13 protein-coding genes are annotated in these 15,903 nt (G+C 61.2%); 7 read left to right on the top strand and 6 right to left on the bottom strand.

Translation table 11 applies throughout. The features are described 5' to 3' along the window. Window positions 1-278 precede the first annotated feature (278 nt). Window positions 279-1,199 (top strand): non-homologous end joining protein Ku, encoded by a 921-nt coding sequence (gene ku / locus AC3ISG_RS16465; RefSeq protein ID WP_122535116.1) that lies wholly within the window; start codon window positions 279-281, stop codon window positions 1,197-1,199. Between the two features lie 60 nt (window positions 1,200-1,259). Then, window positions 1,260-3,935 carry a DNA ligase D gene (gene ligD, locus AC3ISG_RS16460; RefSeq protein WP_489297468.1) on the top strand — a complete coding sequence of 892 codons (2,676 nt, stop codon included), beginning with the start codon at window positions 1,260-1,262 and terminating at the stop codon, window positions 3,933-3,935. 9 nt (window positions 3,936-3,944) lie between these two features. On the opposite strand, the gene AC3ISG_RS16455 is transcribed toward ligD, so the two are convergent. Beyond that, window positions 3,945-4,868 carry an AraC family transcriptional regulator gene (locus tag AC3ISG_RS16455; protein ID WP_489297467.1) on the bottom strand — a complete coding sequence of 308 codons (924 nt, stop codon included), beginning with the start codon at window positions 4,866-4,868 and terminating at the stop codon, window positions 3,945-3,947. A gap of 112 nt (window positions 4,869-4,980) precedes the next feature. Between AC3ISG_RS16455 and AC3ISG_RS16450 the strand changes: the two genes are divergently transcribed. Then, window positions 4,981-5,322, top strand: a complete 342-nt coding sequence (locus tag AC3ISG_RS16450; RefSeq protein ID WP_122624893.1) for a carboxymuconolactone decarboxylase family protein — start codon at window positions 4,981-4,983, stop codon at window positions 5,320-5,322. Window positions 5,323-5,402: 80 nt separating this feature from the next. Here the strand turns inward: AC3ISG_RS16450 and AC3ISG_RS16445 are convergent, their stop codons facing one another. Further along, window positions 5,403-5,738 (bottom strand): hypothetical protein, encoded by a 336-nt coding sequence (locus tag AC3ISG_RS16445; RefSeq protein ID WP_172611529.1) that lies wholly within the window; start codon window positions 5,736-5,738, stop codon window positions 5,403-5,405. A gap of 697 nt (window positions 5,739-6,435) precedes the next feature. On the opposite strand from AC3ISG_RS16445, the gene AC3ISG_RS16440 reads away from it, so the two are divergent. Then, on the top strand, window positions 6,436-7,413 hold the full coding sequence (locus AC3ISG_RS16440; protein ID WP_489297466.1) for an aldo/keto reductase: 978 nt from the start codon (window positions 6,436-6,438) through the stop codon (window positions 7,411-7,413). Window positions 7,414-7,503: 90 nt separating this feature from the next. On the opposite strand, the gene AC3ISG_RS16435 is transcribed toward AC3ISG_RS16440, so the two are convergent. From AC3ISG_RS16435 to AC3ISG_RS16420, 4 genes are all read right to left on the bottom strand, one after another. Beyond that, window positions 7,504-8,817 carry an MFS transporter gene (locus AC3ISG_RS16435; protein WP_489297465.1) on the bottom strand — a complete coding sequence of 438 codons (1,314 nt, stop codon included), beginning with the start codon at window positions 8,815-8,817 and terminating at the stop codon, window positions 7,504-7,506. 164 nt (window positions 8,818-8,981) lie between these two features. After that, window positions 8,982-9,629 (bottom strand): N-carbamoylsarcosine amidohydrolase, encoded by a 648-nt coding sequence (locus AC3ISG_RS16430; protein ID WP_489297464.1) that lies wholly within the window; start codon window positions 9,627-9,629, stop codon window positions 8,982-8,984. 35 nt (window positions 9,630-9,664) lie between these two features. Continuing rightward, complete coding sequence (locus AC3ISG_RS16425; RefSeq protein WP_489297463.1) at window positions 9,665-10,483, bottom strand: alpha/beta fold hydrolase; 819 nt, start codon at window positions 10,481-10,483, stop codon at window positions 9,665-9,667. Further along, window positions 10,480-11,628 (bottom strand): FAD-dependent monooxygenase, encoded by a 1,149-nt coding sequence (locus AC3ISG_RS16420; RefSeq protein ID WP_489297462.1) that lies wholly within the window; start codon window positions 11,626-11,628, stop codon window positions 10,480-10,482. The genes AC3ISG_RS16425 and AC3ISG_RS16420 overlap by 4 nt, the downstream gene beginning before the upstream one ends. 359 nt (window positions 11,629-11,987) lie before the next feature. Between AC3ISG_RS16420 and AC3ISG_RS16415 the strand changes: the two genes are divergently transcribed. The 3 genes from AC3ISG_RS16415 (at window position 11,988) to AC3ISG_RS16405 (ending at window position 15,775) form a co-directional block, all read left to right on the top strand. After that, the gene (locus tag AC3ISG_RS16415) at window positions 11,988-13,037 is read left to right on the top strand and encodes a 2,5-dihydroxypyridine 5,6-dioxygenase (protein WP_489297461.1); all 1,050 of its coding nucleotides are present in this window, start codon (window positions 11,988-11,990) and stop codon (window positions 13,035-13,037) included. 393 nt (window positions 13,038-13,430) lie between these two features. After that, the gene (locus tag AC3ISG_RS16410) at window positions 13,431-14,762 is read left to right on the top strand and encodes an IS110 family RNA-guided transposase (RefSeq protein ID WP_489297460.1); all 1,332 of its coding nucleotides are present in this window, start codon (window positions 13,431-13,433) and stop codon (window positions 14,760-14,762) included. Window positions 14,763-15,316: 554 nt separating this feature from the next. Then, window positions 15,317-15,775 (top strand): MarR family winged helix-turn-helix transcriptional regulator, encoded by a 459-nt coding sequence (locus AC3ISG_RS16405; RefSeq protein ID WP_489297459.1) that lies wholly within the window; start codon window positions 15,317-15,319, stop codon window positions 15,773-15,775. Window positions 15,776-15,903 lie beyond the last annotated feature (128 nt).

The raw sequence follows: 15,903 nt of genomic DNA, 5'->3' as shown, positions 1-15,903 counted from the left end.
AGGTCGCAGGCCTGACAGAGACGGCTCTGGTACGGCGTGCAAAAAGGAGTGGCGGGAGCTTAACGCTTTTTCGTTGCGTTAAGAAGAGGCTTCGCCGAATAGGTACGCGATCTGTCTAGGCGGGCGTTTACGTGACACGTCTTGCGCACCAAAGGCGGGCAGCCCCCGCCCGCTATGTTGATGCAAGCGACGCTCCGGTCGGTGGCCCGAAACTTTTCCGCGTGCGCTCCGGTCACTTCCTACACATACCCCCTCACACCCCATCGGAAATAAAAACTATGCCTCGGGCAATCTGGAAAGGCGCGATCAGTTTTGGGCTGGTGCATATTCCTGTGGCGCTGGTGTCGGCGACGTCGCGGCAAGGTGTCGACTTCGACTGGCTGGACAAACGCAGCATGGACCCGGTCGGTTACAAGCGCATCAACAAGGTCTCCGGCAAGGAGATCAATAAAGAAAACATCGTCAAAGGCGTGCAGTACGAGAAGGGGCGCTACGTCGTTATCAGCGAGGACGAGATTCGGTCGGCGCACCCGAAATCGACCCAGACCATCGACATTTTCGGTTTCGTCGACAGCGACCAGATTCCGCTCCAGCACATCGACACGCCGTACTTCCTTGCCCCGGACAAGCGCGGCGAGAAAGTCTACGCGCTGTTGAGGCAGTCACTGGTCGATACCGGCAAGGTGGCGCTGGCCCATGTGGTGATTCGCACCAGCCAGCACTTGGCGGCAGTGATGCCCCTGGAGTCGGCGATCGTCCTCGTGCTGCTGCGCTGGCCCTCGGAAGTGCGTGGCCTCGACAGCCTTGAGCTGCCCAAGGAGGCCACCGACGTCAAGCTCAGCAAGAGTGAGCTGGACATGGCCAAGCGCCTGATCAAGGACATGAGCACCGAATGGACGCCGGACGCCGAAGAGTACCGCGACACCTTCCAGGACCAGATCATGTCGCTGGTGGAAACCAAGGCCCGCGAAGGCAAGATCGAAAACGTCGAGACCGATGCGGGTGACACTGAGCGTAAGTCGGCCGATGTCATCGACCTGACCGAACTGCTCAAGCGCAGTTTGGGCGGTCGCGGCGCTGCAGCGAAGGCGGCGCCCGCCAAAGCTAAACCGGCGGCCAAAAGCAAAACCGAGTCCAAGGACGATGCGCCAGCGAAGCGTCGTGCGCCGCCCCGGAAGAAGACCACCAAGGCCTCTTGAACGCGTGTCCTGTTGTAGCGTTAAAAGATGCACCGTTCCACTGCGCAGAGGTTCATCGTCATGACAAAACCTGTGAGTGAATACACCCGCAAGCGCAACTTCGATGTCACGTCCGAGCCGGCCGAAAGCGAGGGCAAGACGCGAAGCAAGAAAGGTAAGGCGCTGAGTTTCGTCATTCACAAGCACGATGCGCGCAATCTGCATTACGACTTTCGCCTTGAGCTGGATGGCACGCTGAAAAGCTGGGCAGTGCCGAAAGGACCGAGCCTGGACCCGAAAAACAAGCGTCTGGCGGTGCACGTCGAAGATCATCCGCTGGATTACGGCAGTTTTGAGGGCAGCATTCCCGAGGGCGAATACGGCGCTGGCGACGTGATCGTCTGGGACCGCGGCATCTGGCAACCCCACGGCGACCCTCGGGAAACCTACAAGGCCGGCAAGCTCAAATTCACCCTGATCGGTGAAAAACTCACCGGCGACTGGGCGCTGGTGCGGACCCGCTTGCCGGGCAACAGCGACAAGGAGCAGTGGCTGTTGATCAAGGAAAAGGACGACGCCGTGCGCTCGGGCGAGGAATACGACATCGTGGCTGGCAAGCCGGCAAGCGTGGTCAGTGGCGCGACGGTGGGCGAGGGGCGCGCGCCGGCCAAGACCGCCAAACGTCGATCGGCAGCGTCTGAGCCCGTTGCCGAGACCTCTACCGCGAAGAAGCCCGCAAAAAAGCCAGCGGGGAAAGAAGCCAAAGCGCCTTCGCCCAAAAAGAGCGGCGTGCCGGCCAAGCTCTCGCCTCAGTTGGCGACGCTCATGGACACCCCGCCCGAGGGCAATTGGTTTTACGAAATCAAGTACGACGGCTACCGGATTCTGACTCGCATCATTGATGGCGAGGTGAAGTTTTTCACCCGTAACGGCAATGACTGGACCGAGCGACTGCCGTTGCAGGCCAAGGCCATCGGCGAGTTGAAACTGGACAACTGCTGGCTGGACGGCGAAGTCGTGGTGCTCAACGACGCCGGGTTGCCGGACTTTCAGGCGCTGCAGAATGCGTTCGACATCGACCGCAGCATGGACATCATCTACTACCTGTTTGACGTGCCGTTCCTGAATGGAGAAGACCTGCGGGAGATGCCCGTGGAAGACCGCCGCGCCGCGCTGCAGAAACTGCTGGGACGACAGAAAAAGGGTCTGCTCCGGTTCTCCGAAGCCTTCTCCGCCGGCCATCGCGACATCATCGAGAGCGCGAGCCTGATGTCCCTCGAAGGCGTCATCGGCAAGCGGGCTGGCAGCGCGTACCAGTCGAAACGCAACGCTGACTGGATCAAGCTCAAGTGCAAGCTGCGCCAGGAGTTCGTCATTGTCGGCTTCACCAAACCTAAGGGCGCGCGCAATGGTTTTGGCGCGCTGTTGTTGGCGGTGAACGAGGAGGGCGCGGGCCTGGTGTATGCCGGTCGGGTCGGCACCGGGTTCAATCAGCAGGTGCTCGGCGACGTGCTTGAGCAGATGAAGCCGCTGGAACAGGACGCCTCGCCGCTGGCGAAAAAAGTGACCAGCGCCCAGGCCCGGGGTGTGCACTGGATAGAGCCGACCTTGGTGGCGGAAGTCGAGTTCGGCGAATGGACCCGCGACGGCATCATTCGTCATTCGGCGTTTGTCTCGTTGCGCAGCGACAAGCCCCCCAGCGACGTGGTTCACGAATACCCCAGGACGCCGAAAGACATCAAGGCACCGTTCAAGCCCAGCGCCGCCAAGACCAAAACGCCGAGCAAAAAATCCGCAACCAGCGCCGATGCTTCAGCCGTGAAACCCAAGCCTGCCAGCAAACGTGCAGGCAAGGACCGCATCGACGTGGCCGGCGTGATGGTCAGCCATCCCGAACGGGTGATCGACTCGGAGAGCGGCCTGCACAAGATCGAGCTGGCGCAGTATTACGAATCGGTGGCGGACTGGATTCTGCCGCACCTCGACCATAGGCCCGTGGCGCTGTTGCGCTGCCCCGAAGGCGTGGAGGGCGAGCAGTTTTTCCAGAAACATTCCGAGCGCATGGCGATCCCCAACATCAAGCAGCTGGACCCCAAGCTCGACCCCGGCCATGCACGGTTGATGGAGATCGACAGCGTCAAGGCGCTGGTGGGTGCCGCCCAGATGGGCACCATCGAACTGCACACCTGGGGCGTGACCTACGATCAGATCGAGCTGCCGGACCACTTCGTCCTTGATCTTGACCCGGACGACCAGTTGCCCTGGCGCAGCATGATCGAAGCCACGCAACTGACGCTGTCGACCCTCGACGAGCTGGGCTTGGATGCTTACGTCAAGACCAGTGGCGGCAAGGGCATGCACATCGTCGTGCCGCTTGCACGCCGGGCCGATTGGGAGTCGGTCAAAGCCTTCGCCAAAGCGCTGGCGCAATTCATGTCACGGGAGCTGCCGGACCGATTCACCGCGACGTCAGGGCCGAAGAACCGGGTCGGCAAGATATTCATCGATTACCTGCGCAACAGCCGGGGCGCCAGTACGGTGGTGGCCTACTCGGCAAGGGCGCGGCCGGGGTTGCCAGTGTCGGTGCCGATCACCCGTGACGAGCTGACCGAGGTGAAGTCATCGGCACAGTGGAACATCGCCAATCTGCAGCAGCGGTTGCGCAAGCTGAAGGCTGACCCGTGGGCCGGTTACAAGAACACCCAGCGCCTGACCAAACCGATGTGGAAACGCCTGGGCGCCACGCCGCCGGGTTGAAGCGTTGAGTCACTGGTCAACATCGCCGATCAGGCTGCGGCGCATTTGACCGGGCGCCATGCCGTAGGTGTCCTTGAAGACTTTGCTGAACGCCGCCTGGGACTGGTAACCGACCTGAGCGGCGATGTCGCTCAGGCCTTCTTTCGACGCACTTAATAATCCATAGGCCCGTTGCATGCGAACCTGGGTCAGCAATGTCCACGGCGAGCTGCCGCTGAGTTTCGCGAAGGCGCGCATGAAGGTCGCCCGGGACATGCTCGCCAGTTCTGCCAGGGCGTTGATGTTCCAGTCATGGGCCGGGTTTTCCAGCATCGCTTGCCACGCCCGACCCAGACGCTTGTCTGTCAGCAGCGCGAGGCTGCCGCTATGTTGCGGCGACTGACGAAGGTGCTCCCGCAACACCAGGGTGAACAGCGCCGAGGTCAGCGCATTGACCATGAACTGGCCCCCCGCCAGGTTGGCGTCCGCTTCACTGCGCAGCAGTGCGACCAGCGCCGGTAACGGGTCGCCGTGGCCCAGCGCCTGGGTCGAGACCTTCACATGATCGGGGAGGGACGAGAACAGCATCGCCTTGGGCTGATGGATGAAGCGGCCGCACAGTAAATCCAGCTCCACCCCGTCGCCGAAGCGTTGCATCGGCAGTAAGCCTGCGTCAGTCCGGCGCTGGGGCCGAGAAGGCGTCACGCGCTGGCCGGGGCTCAACAACAGGTGCTGGCTGCCTCGCGGCAGAACCAGAATGTCCCCGGCCCTCAGGGTCAATCGCTGTCGATCGGCCATCTCAACGTGACAGTGCCCGGCCAGCACAATGTGGTAGGGCGACGTGCCAGCGGGTTCCTGTGCATGGTCGAGGGCCCAGTCACCCTGAAACTGACAGCGAAGGTCGAGGCTGCCGCGGATGTCAGCGAGGGCGATGAGCGTATCAATGGCATTCATAGGCGACTTTCGGACAAAAGAATGAGCCAAACGAGCAAGTCGCCGCACCGTGGCTGGCGGAGACTGAAGGTGTTTCGGCGCAGTCTAGTCGCCGCCCTCAGGAGATACCAATATGTTCAGCAACTGGCCCGATCTGGTTTCCACCATCAAGCAATCGTTTGGTGCGCTGTCCAAATCCAACCCGAAAATGGTCAAGGCCTACATGGCCCTTGGCGAAGCCGCCGCAGAGAACAACGTTCTCGACGCCAAGACCCGCGAGTTGATTTCTCTCGCCGTTGCCGTCACTACACGCTGCGACGGCTGTCTCGGCACCCATGCCCAGGCCGCAATCGCCGCTGGCGCGACCCGCGAAGAAGTCGCCGCCGCCCTGGCCACCGCGATCTCGTTGAACGCAGGCGCGGCGTACATCTACTCGATGCACGCGCTGGAAGCGTATGACGCGCTGAAGTCATAAATCGCGGTAACTCGCGGCGATACGCAAAGGCTGGCAGGTATATTCGCCGGCCTTACGCGTAGCTTCTGTACTCGGTTAAATCACTTGACCCCGTCCGTCCGCTCGCCCACTTCCGCCGGGTAGAACTCTCCTTCAAGCCCTGCGGTCAGCAGGCGTTCACGCACTTGTGTTTCGACTTCAAGCACCTGCTCAGAGTCGTCGATGTCGTCAACCACCAGCCACACCGGCATGACGTTCTGACCATGGGTGCCTTCGCTGAGCATGTCGTGGGAGAAGACTTGGTTGGCGCGCCACAGGCACAGTTCGTCATCGGTGTGGCCGGGTTCGCGAACGGCAGTCGGCGAGGTCAGCCAGATTTCGGTGTAGGGGCGCAGGTCGGCGTTGGCGAGTTCGTTCAGGGTAATGACGGTTTTCATTTCGTGTCTTCCAGTGTTCAAGATGGAGTTCTGACGCATGGGGCTGCCCAGCGTTCCCGCGATCTGCGCAGGTGGTCGCGGTATTTGCCGAGATCAAGAGCGTCTGCCTGGGGGCAGACTGTTTCGCCTTCGGCGACTTACTTTTGAAAAGCACCAAAAGTAAGCAAAAGTGCCTGCTCTCGGTTTGGCCCTTCCTTCGTCAGGGTTCCTTCACTCCGGTCTCGCTCCGTGGGCCCGCCGCCATCCGCCATCCATGGCGGGGGGCGGCTCTCGCGGCATCCATGCCGCTCGGCCCACGGAGCGAGACCTGCGTTCAGCCTGCACCAAAGTCGCGTTTTGTGTCGTCTGGAATTGCTGCGTACGAGGATCAAAAGCAGGGCAAAAGCAGGGCAACAGCTTCCCGGCTAAAGCCGGTCCTACCGGGGCGCCGCCAATCCCACTGGCTGCGCGCGCTGCTGTTTAGTGGGACCGGCTTCAGCCGGGAAGAGGCCAGTCCAGGCGCTGATGTTTGATCTTTCCCACGCTCCGCGTGGGAATGCATCCAGAGACGCTCTGCGTCATTCCGGTTAGTTAAGAGGAATGATTGAGTTCCAGTGCACACCCGAGGTCTGCGCAGATGGTCGTACAGACTTGAACCCACGGCGCACGCGTGGGGTCGATCAATCACTGTGCGCTCACGTCAGCCCGCCCCGGAGACATGCCCGTGACCGACCCACACCCGCTCACCCGCAGAAGACTGATCACTCTGGCAGCAGGTGCCTCGGCGGCGCTGGTTCTTGACGCCTTCGGGCGCCGTGCGCAGGCATTCGAAGCCCCACCACCCGGCACATCGCCCAGTCAACCAGGAGAGCGGAACATGCTCACGCGAGATATTCCATCCAGCGGCGAAGCGTTGCCGATGATCGGCCTCGGCACGTATCGCGGGTTCGATGTCGAGCCCGCCAGCGACGCGTATAAACAGCTACCCGCTGTGGTCGACCAGCTGTTTCAGGCGGGCGGCACGGTGATCGACAGTTCACCGATGTACGGCCGCGCCGAGGAAACCACGGGCGAGTTGCTGGCAATTCATCAGCCGTCATCGCCGGCTTTTCTGGCGACCAAGGTCTGGACCCGGGGACGCGACGAAGGCATTGCCCAGATGGAAGCGTCGTTCCGGCTGTTGCGGACCCCGCGCATCGACCTCATGCAGATCCACAACCTGCTGGACTGGAAAACCCACCTGCCGACCCTGCGTCAGTGGAAAGAGGAAGGGCGCATTCGTTACATCGGTCTCACGCACTACACCCCATCGGCCTACGCGGAGGTCGAAGCTGCGCTGAAGGCTGAGGCGTTTGATTTTCTGCAGATCAATTACGCACTGGACGATCGCGCTGTCGAGGCACGGCTGCTGCCGCTGTGCCGTGAGCGGGGAGTGGCGGTGATCTGCAATCGGCCGTTCGGTGGCGGCGGTCTGCTCGGACGCTTGCGCAACGCGCCGCTGCCGGGCTGGGCGGGGGAGGTTCAGGCCAGGAGCTGGGCGCAGCTGGCGCTGAAGTTTCTGATCTCACACCCGGCGGTGACGTGCGCAATTCCCGGTACGGGAAATCCCAAATACATGAAGGAAAACGCCGAAGCTGCGCGTGGTCCGTTGCTCACCGACGCCCAGCGGCAACAGCTGATTGCATTGGCGGGGTGAGCACCCGTCAGGGGACTGATTTATTTACAACGCTTCAGCGGCAATCAATCGGTCCTCGGTTCGGAGGCTTAGCCGACACCGGCCCGGTCATCATCGATTCACCAGCTTCGCCGGCAACGCCACCACCAGCAGGCTGCTCAAAATCAAACACCCGGCAAAGAACCACAATGCCCCGGCGCTGCTGCCCGTGACGTCGATGGCGATGCCCATCATCGAGTTGCTCACCAATCCCGCAATGTTCGCCAGCGAGCAGGCCAATGCAAAGCCTGTCGCCGCCGCCCGGCCCTTGAGGAACGTCGCCGGCAGGCTGAAGAACACCGGCACGGCACCGATGATGGCGGCTGAAGCGACGGCAAACAGCGCGACGGTCATGACCAGGTTATGGGTGAAGAACGGGCTGGCGGCCATGGCCACGGCGCCGATCCAGAACGGCACGATGATGTGCCAGCGACGTTCGCGACGGCGGTCGGAGCTGGCGCCGATCATCAGCATGCCGATCAACGCGGCCACGCTGGGCAATGCGGTCAGCACGCCGATGTGGAAGGTGTCGGTGACCCCGGCGTTTTTGATGAACGTCGGCATCCAGAAGCCCATGGCGTAGGCGCTGAGCAGGATCGAGAAGTCGATGCCGCCGAGCATCCACACTTTCAGATTGAAAAAGCCGTCGCGAAAGCTGTGCTTGCTGTCTTTGCCCTCAACGTCGTCCAGGCGCAGTTCGCCTTCCAGCAGGGTTTGTTCGGTGCTGTTCAGCCATTTGGCTTCTTTCGGATTATTCGGCAGCGCCCAGAACGTCATCACCCCCAGCAGCACGCTGGGAATGCCCTCGATCAGGAACAGCCACTGCCAGCCGCGCAGGCCGGCGGTCTGGTCGAAATGGCCCATGATCCAGCCCGACAGCGGGCCGCCGATGACGCTGGAAAGCGGCAGGCCGATCATGAACAACGCGATGATGCGGCCACGGCGGTAGGTCGGGAACCAGGTGGTCAGGTAGAACAGCACGCCGGGCAGAAAGCCCGCTTCAGCGGCGCCAAGGAGAAAGCGCAGCACGTAAAACTGCGTCGGCGTGCTGACGAACAACGTGCAGGACGACAGCAAGCCCCAGGTGATCATGATCCGCGCGATCCAGATCTTCGCGCCGACCTTCTCCAGCACCAGGTTGCTCGGCACTTCGAAGAGGATATAGCCGACGAAGAACAGCCCGGCGCCCAGCCCGAACGCGGTCTCGCTGAAGTGCAACTGGTCGAGCATCTGCAGCTTGGCGAAGCCGATATTGATGCGGTCCAGGTAAGCGGCCAGGTAGCAGAAGCACAGGAAGGGAATGAGCTTCCAGGTGATCTTGCTGTACAGCGCCTTGATCGGGTCCGCGGCTAAGTTCGCGGAGGTGTCTACATTCGCAGAGGGCATGGGGGTCTCCTGGCGGTTCTACGACCGGTGAGCGCGGCGGCGGCTGATTTTGCCTGTGTTTGCGGTGTTGTCATATGGGGGAAGAAGCGGCAAGCGGTAAGCTTCAAGCTGCAAGTGGGGACCGCGTGCTCTTCACTTGCGGCTTACCGCTTGTAGCTTGCAGCTCATCGCTTACCGGTTGCCGCTCGCATGTGCGTCATAGCCTCCTGCTTACCAATCACATCCCCGTATTTGCTGTCGATGTCGAACAGGTTCGCTTCATGGGGATCGGGGTGACGGTCGCCCACGCACTCCCGCACCACGATGGTCCGGAAACCATGCTGCACGGCATCTACCGCTGTCGCCCGGATGCAGCCGCTGGTGGAGCAACCGGCCAGCACGACGGTGTCGATCCCTTGGGCGTGCAGCATTGATGCCAGTGACGTGCCGAAGAAAGAACTCGCGTACTGCTTGCTGATGACGACCTCTTCGGGCAACGGCTGCACGGCCTCGCAGAACGCGGCCAGCGGATTGCCTTCGACCATGTCCTTCATCACCGGCGCTTTTTTCACCCACATGCCGCCGTCCGCGAAATGCGTGGGGTGGTAGCGGATATTGGTGTGCACCACCGCGATGCCGTGTTCCCGTGCGCAGGCCAGCAGCTCGACGCTTTCGACCACCGCGCTGACCACGCCCGGCGCATACAACGGCGCACCGGGTTGGGTGTAGCCCTGCATGAAATCGATCATCAACAGGGCCGGTTTCGCACCAAAACCGATGCGATTGCCCCAGACGCCCTGATAGTTGGCGTCCGCGCTTTGTGGGTCGGTCATTGGGTTCTCCTGTTCATCGTATTAAGCAAAGGCCGTTAATTGAGCGGCGTACCGAGAAAATCCCCGAACGCGGCAAAGAACCCCGGGAGGTTGTCCCACGGAATCATGTGCCCGGCGTTTTCCACCCGCGCGATCAGAATGTTCGGTTGCAGCTGTCGGATTTCGGCTTCGTCTTGCGCCTGAATCACGCCCCCACGCTCGGCGACGATGAGCAGGGCAGGGACCGGCAGGTTCGGCAGGTCCTGATGGAAATCCACGTCATGGAAGTCGTTGAAGGCGCGCACGATGGCGGGTTCGTAGCAGGTGTGCAGCCACTCGGCGCGCAGCTGCAATTGCTCCTCGGTCCAGGTCGGGCAGAACGCGCGCATGTCTTCCGCGCTCATGCCCTGTTGCGACTGGCGGATCGAATCGACGTACCACGGTAACTTCGCCGGGTATTCACGACGCCCCGGACCGGACACCGGCGGATCGATCAGCACCAGGCTTTTCAGCCCCCGCGGACAACGAACCGACGCCCGTGCGGCAAAACGCGCGCCCATCGAATGGCCGGCCAGGTGATAGCTGTCGATCCCCATGGCGGCGGCGAACGCACCGATGTCGTCGGCGCAGGTGTCGACGCTGTAATCCAGATCCGGTCCCGTGGAAGAAAGCCCGCGACCGCGCGCATCCAGCAAGTAGGTGTCGAAAGACTGGCCCAGGTGTTCAGCGACGAACCCCCAGGTGATCGCCGGGCTGGTGATGCCCGGGATCAGGATCAGCGCCGGTTTGCCCGCGTGTATGTCGCCGCCGTAGCGCAGGTAATGCTGACGGATGCCGTTGGCCTGAACGTTGCCACCCTGAATGAAGGTGCTCATGCCGCCACCCCCGATTTCAGCTCCTGGCCGTATAAGTCGTAACCGTAGACCCAGGCCGGATCTTCCTGGGTGCGCAGCCAGGTGTTGGCGTTGGAAACCGCTTGCACGCGAGAGGCGCGCTCCTTGCGATTGGCTTCGTACAGCTGGAACGCGGTGCGGTAGTCGCTGAGGCCGGTTTCCTGCAGGCAGCGGGTGAGCATCGCGGCGTCTTCGATGGCCATGCCAGCGCCCTGTGCCATGTGCGGCTTCATCGGGTGGCAGGCATCGCCGAGCAAAACGAGGCGGCCGCGACTCCACAGCGGCAGCGGGTTGCGGTTGAGCAGCGGCCACTTGGTCACGGTTTCAGTGGACTCGATCAGGGCCTGCACGGTGGGGTGATACCCGGCGAAGGCTTCGTACATTTCGTCCCGGCTGCTGTCGACCCAGTTGCCTTCAAAATCCCATGCGGCATGGGGCACGCCGGTGACGTAGTAGTACTCATCGCGCTTGCCGGTGGTGTGGTAAACCATCATGTGACGGTCCTCGCTCCACCATTTCACGCAGTTCTCGAACTCCAGGTTGTATTTGGTCAGCACCTCGCTGGAGATCAGCGCGCGGTGGGCGACCCAGCCGCTGTACAGCGGTTTCTCGTGGCCCAACAGCTCTTCGCGAATCCTGGAATTGATGCCATCGGCGCCGATCACGATGTCGGCGTCGGCATGGGTGCCGTCGGCGAAATTCAGACGCACGCCGTTTTCGCGTTCCTCCAGGGTGGTCAGGCACTTGCTGAAGTGCACGCTGCCGGGCGCCAGCGTCGACATCTGCAGTGCGTGCAAATCGCCACGGTGCACGGTGATGTAGGCCGCGCCGTATTCTTTGAGAGAGAACTCGCCCAGGGCGATGCGCGACAGGTAGTCGCCGGTTGCACCGTCGCGGCTGAACCAGAAATCCGGGTGCGAACCCATGTCGCTGAGCTGTTGCTCAATGCCCATGCGCCGGAAGATTTTCATGATGTTCGGACCCATGTGGACCCCGGCGCCGATGCGTGAAAACGCAGGGGCCTGTTCGTAGATGTCGACGTGGAAACCGGCTTTCTGCAACAGCGTCGCAGCCGCAGCGCCCCCCAGACCGGATCCGACGATGGCGATTTTTTGCGTGGTTGGCATGGCGCGCATTCCCTCGTGTTTCGTGAGTTCTGAGTCACAGGAGCTCTGAATGACCGCGAGGCGAGATTGATTGTCTCGTAGCGGTGTTTTTAAAGTGTATACGCTTATAATTTTAAAAGTGAACCGATATTTCCAGAAACGGCCGGCGGTGTCGCAAACAGGCATGTCACTCGCTGTAACCCATATCTGCTGGTATCTGTGTGGTTAGGTAACAGAATGGCGTGCCTATTGCAGCGGCGCACGGATTGATGTCTTATCGCTTTTAATAAGTGTGTACGCTTTAAAAAATGCACTGGTCTGATGCGCGACGCCTTGCAATGGTGCAACCGGCTCGTCATCCGCCCCAGAGGAGAAAAGAGATGCCGGTTAGCGATTGCGAATTGACCCAGATGTTCGAGCACGTGCTGAAACTGTCGAAAGTGGACGCGACCCAGAGTGTCGCGGTGCTTAAGAGCCACTACTCCGATGCGCGTACGGTGAGCGCCGCGATGGACGCCGCTCAACGTTTGGGCGCCAAGGCCTATGCGGTGGAGCTGCCGTCGTTCAATCACCCCAAAGCCATGGGCAACGACATGACCGCCTACTGCGGCGACACCGCGCTGACCGGCAACATTGCGGCGCAACGTGCCCTTGAGGCGGCGGACCTGATCGTCGACACGATGATGCTGCTGCACTCGCCGGAGCAGGAGCAGATCCTCAAGACCGGGACGCGGATTCTGCTGGCGGTGGAGCCCCCGGAAGTGCTGGCGCGGATGCTGCCGACAGTGGCGGACAAAGAGCGAGTGCTGGCCGCCGAACAGGTGCTGAAGGCGGCCCGGTCGATTCAGGTGAAGTCCCGCGCCGGCAGCGATTTCCGCGCGCAATTGGGGCAATACCCTTCAGTGACCGAGTACGGTTTCGCCGACGAGCCGGGCCGCTGGGATCACTGGCCCAGCGGTTTTCTGTTCTCCTGGCCCAACGAAGAGACCGCCGAGGGCACGCTGGTCATTGATGTCGGCGACATCGTCCTGCCGTTCAAAACCTATTCCCGCGAGCAAATCACGCTGGAGATCGACAAGGGGTTTATCACCGGGATTCACGGTGGTTTCGAGGCTGAGTACCTGCGCGAATACCTGAAGTACTTCAACGACCCGGAGGTCTACGGGATTTCCCACATCGGCTGGGGCCTGCAACCGCGCGCACAGTGGACGGCCATGGGCCTGCACGACAAGAACGACGGCATGTGCATGGACGCCCGGGCGTTCTATGGCAATTTCCTGTTTTCCACAGGGCCAAATACCGAAGTCGGCGGCACCCGCAAAACCCCGTGCCATCTGGATATCCCGCTGCGTCGTTGCGATATATATCTCGATGATCAGGCCGTGGTGCTGGCGGGGGAAGTGGTGGCGCCCGAGGCATCGAAAGCCTGAGGCAGCTTCCCCGCGACCGTGAGATCCGTAGGCGTGAGCTTGCTCGCGATCGCATTCAGAACGCGGTCCCTGTGGGAGCCGTCCCGCCGCTACGCGCCGCGCTGTCACGCAGCAAACAGGGTGCACGACTCCTCTCCTGTGGTGATGCTAATACCTTGGAAAGCGAAGAGCGGCTGCCCCGTCAGGGGCAGCCGCTTTTTGCTTTGCTAGGATTCAGGTGCGCGGGACAGAGGCCGGTACTCACATTGGTGTGACAGCACCCGCGTGGGAGAGTGGCCCGCACGGTATCGGCGTGGAGTCCTTGTCGGCACGGCTAGCCGTGACCACGTATGAGAGAGTGAACCCTTTCGCCACCGTGTGCCCCGCGCGCCCATCATCCTGCGAGGAAATAGCATGGCGCGCAAGCAATCCAGGCAGCGTTTTGAACTGGTCCATCCGCATTGTGCCGGTATCGATATTGGCAGCCGCGAGCATTGGGTCGCCGTTGATCGTGACCACGAGCAACCGGTACGCAGCTTCTCCACCTTCACCGACGACCTCATCAAGTTGGCCGACTGGCTTGAAGGTCTGAAGATCGAGGTCGTGGCCATGGAAGCCACTGGCGTCTACTGGATTCCACTGTTTGAGCTTCTTGATGCGCGAGGCTTCAAGGTCTATCTGGTCAACTCACGCGCAACGCGGCAGATTTCCGGTCGTAAATCCGATGTCCTCGATTGCCAGTGGATATGGCAACTGATGAGCCATGGCCTGCTGCGCGGAGCTTTTCGCCCTGACGATGCGATCTGTTCAATGCGGGCACTCATTCGCCAACGAGCCAGTAAAGTTCGCAGTCAGTCCCAAACATTGAACCGTATGCAAAAAGCGCTGAGCCAGATGAACATCCAGCTCGCCAACGTCATCAGCGATATTTCGGGCGTGACCGGCATGAAAATCCTTCGTGCAATCATTGCCGGCGAGCGCGATCCGTCTGTCCTGGCCGACCTGACTGATCGGCGGATCAAGGCCAGCAAAGAGACTGTAGCCCGCAGCCTCCACGGTAATTGGCGTCTGGAGCACCTGCATGCGCTCGAACAGGAAGTGCAATGCTATGACTTCTTTGAGCAGCAGATTGGCGCTTGCGACAAGGCCATTATGGGCGCGCTGAGTCAGCTGCCCGAGCGCGAGGAGGCCCCGCAACCCTCACGAAAAATCCTACGTAGCCCCCACCGCTGCGCAGCAGATCAGGCGGCTCTGCATCAGTCAATTTGGCGCGTCATGGGCGTCGATCTCACCGCCATACCGACCATCGGCGTCGATACGGCTCTAATCATTGCCGGCGAAATTGGGCCGGATTTGTCCCGATTTCCTACGATGGAGCATTTCTGTTCCTGGCTGGGCGTGGCGCCACCGACACGGATTTCAGGCGGTCGCCCACTGTCGGGTAAAAGTCAGAAAATCCTCAACAACGCGGCCCAGGCGCTCAAGCAGGCGGCGTCCAACGCGCGAAATGACAAAAGCTTTATCGGCGCCAGCCACAGGGCCCGACTGGCGCGGATGGATACCAGTTGCGCCATCAAGGCCACGGCTCACCAACTTGCGCGCTTGATCTACGCCATGCTGACCAAGGGGCAGCCCTATGTTGAGCAGGGGATCGAAGCGTTTGAAGAACGGAGCAAGGAAAAGCAGTACCGGACCTTGCTGCGCAAGGCCCGGAAACTGGGGCTGGACTTGGTAAAGGCTTCTTGAATTGTGTAACGAAATCAGAGACATATTTTTTGTTTGATGAGAGTGAGCTTGCTCACGAAGAGGCAGGTACATCCACCAGAGATCCGACGGTAGGAATACCGTCTTCGCGAGCAAGCTCGATCCCACAGGAAGTGTGGCTGATCAGCAATACTGTCGGCGCCTGGGGTGACCTCTTCCCGGCTAAAGCCGGTCCCGCTAAAAGCAGCGCGTGCACTCTGTGGGACCGGCTTCAGCCGGGAAGCTTTTGATCTTGATCGTTCCCCCGCTCTGCGTGGAAATGCATCCCGTGACGCTCCGCGTCACCTTCCCCGGCCTGAATGCGCGTCGTCTGCGGGACGCGGAGCGCCCGAGGCGGCGTTACCACGCGGAGCGTGGGAACGATCAAAAGAGGGATTTTGGCTTGATGACAACCGTAGAATCTCCCACAGGGTATGAGCAAGGCCGGGCCATCCGTGTCCGGTCACGACACAACTCACTCATCCCGAAGATTCCCCTCAACCCCCGCAGACGTTACTGTAGCCACCACTTTCCAGATCCCGCCGAACGAGCCACCCGTGTCCACTGACAACCCTTCCAATAACAATCCGTCCTACACCTTTTCCGAGCAAGTGGGCCATCTGCTGCGCAAGGCCTACCAGCGTCACTTGGCGATCTTCCAGCAGAATGTCGGCGATTCGCAGCTCACGGCGGTGCAATTCGTGACCCTGTGCGCTCTGCGCGATCACGGCCCCAGCTCGCAAACCGAGCTGGTCAAGGCCACGGCCGTGGATCAGGCGACCATTCGCGGCATCGTCGATCGCCTGAAAGCCCGGGACCTGATCAGTCTTGAGCCGGACCCGCAGGATCGCCGCAAAGTCATCTGCAGCCTGACCGACAGCGGCCTGCAACGGGTGCAGGAAACCGTGCCTCGCGCCGCGCAGATCAGTGAGCTGACCCTGAGCAAACTCAACCCCGCCGAACGCGTGGCTGTGTTGTTTCTGCTGCGCAAACTGATTGATGAGGGCGACGAATAACGCCCCCTGACCCTCTCGCCAGGCGTCATCTCCTTCCCGAAAACTCCATCGTCCTACAGCCTTTTCTCCGCTGGCATGCTTCCTGCTCTCGTTTCATGAAGTAATCACTTCATCAAATGCAAGCTACA

This window comes from Pseudomonas sp. GL_135 (assembly GCF_057834665.1).
Note: the sequence above shows the minus strand (reverse complement) of the source record. Positions and strands in the feature narration are given on the sequence as shown.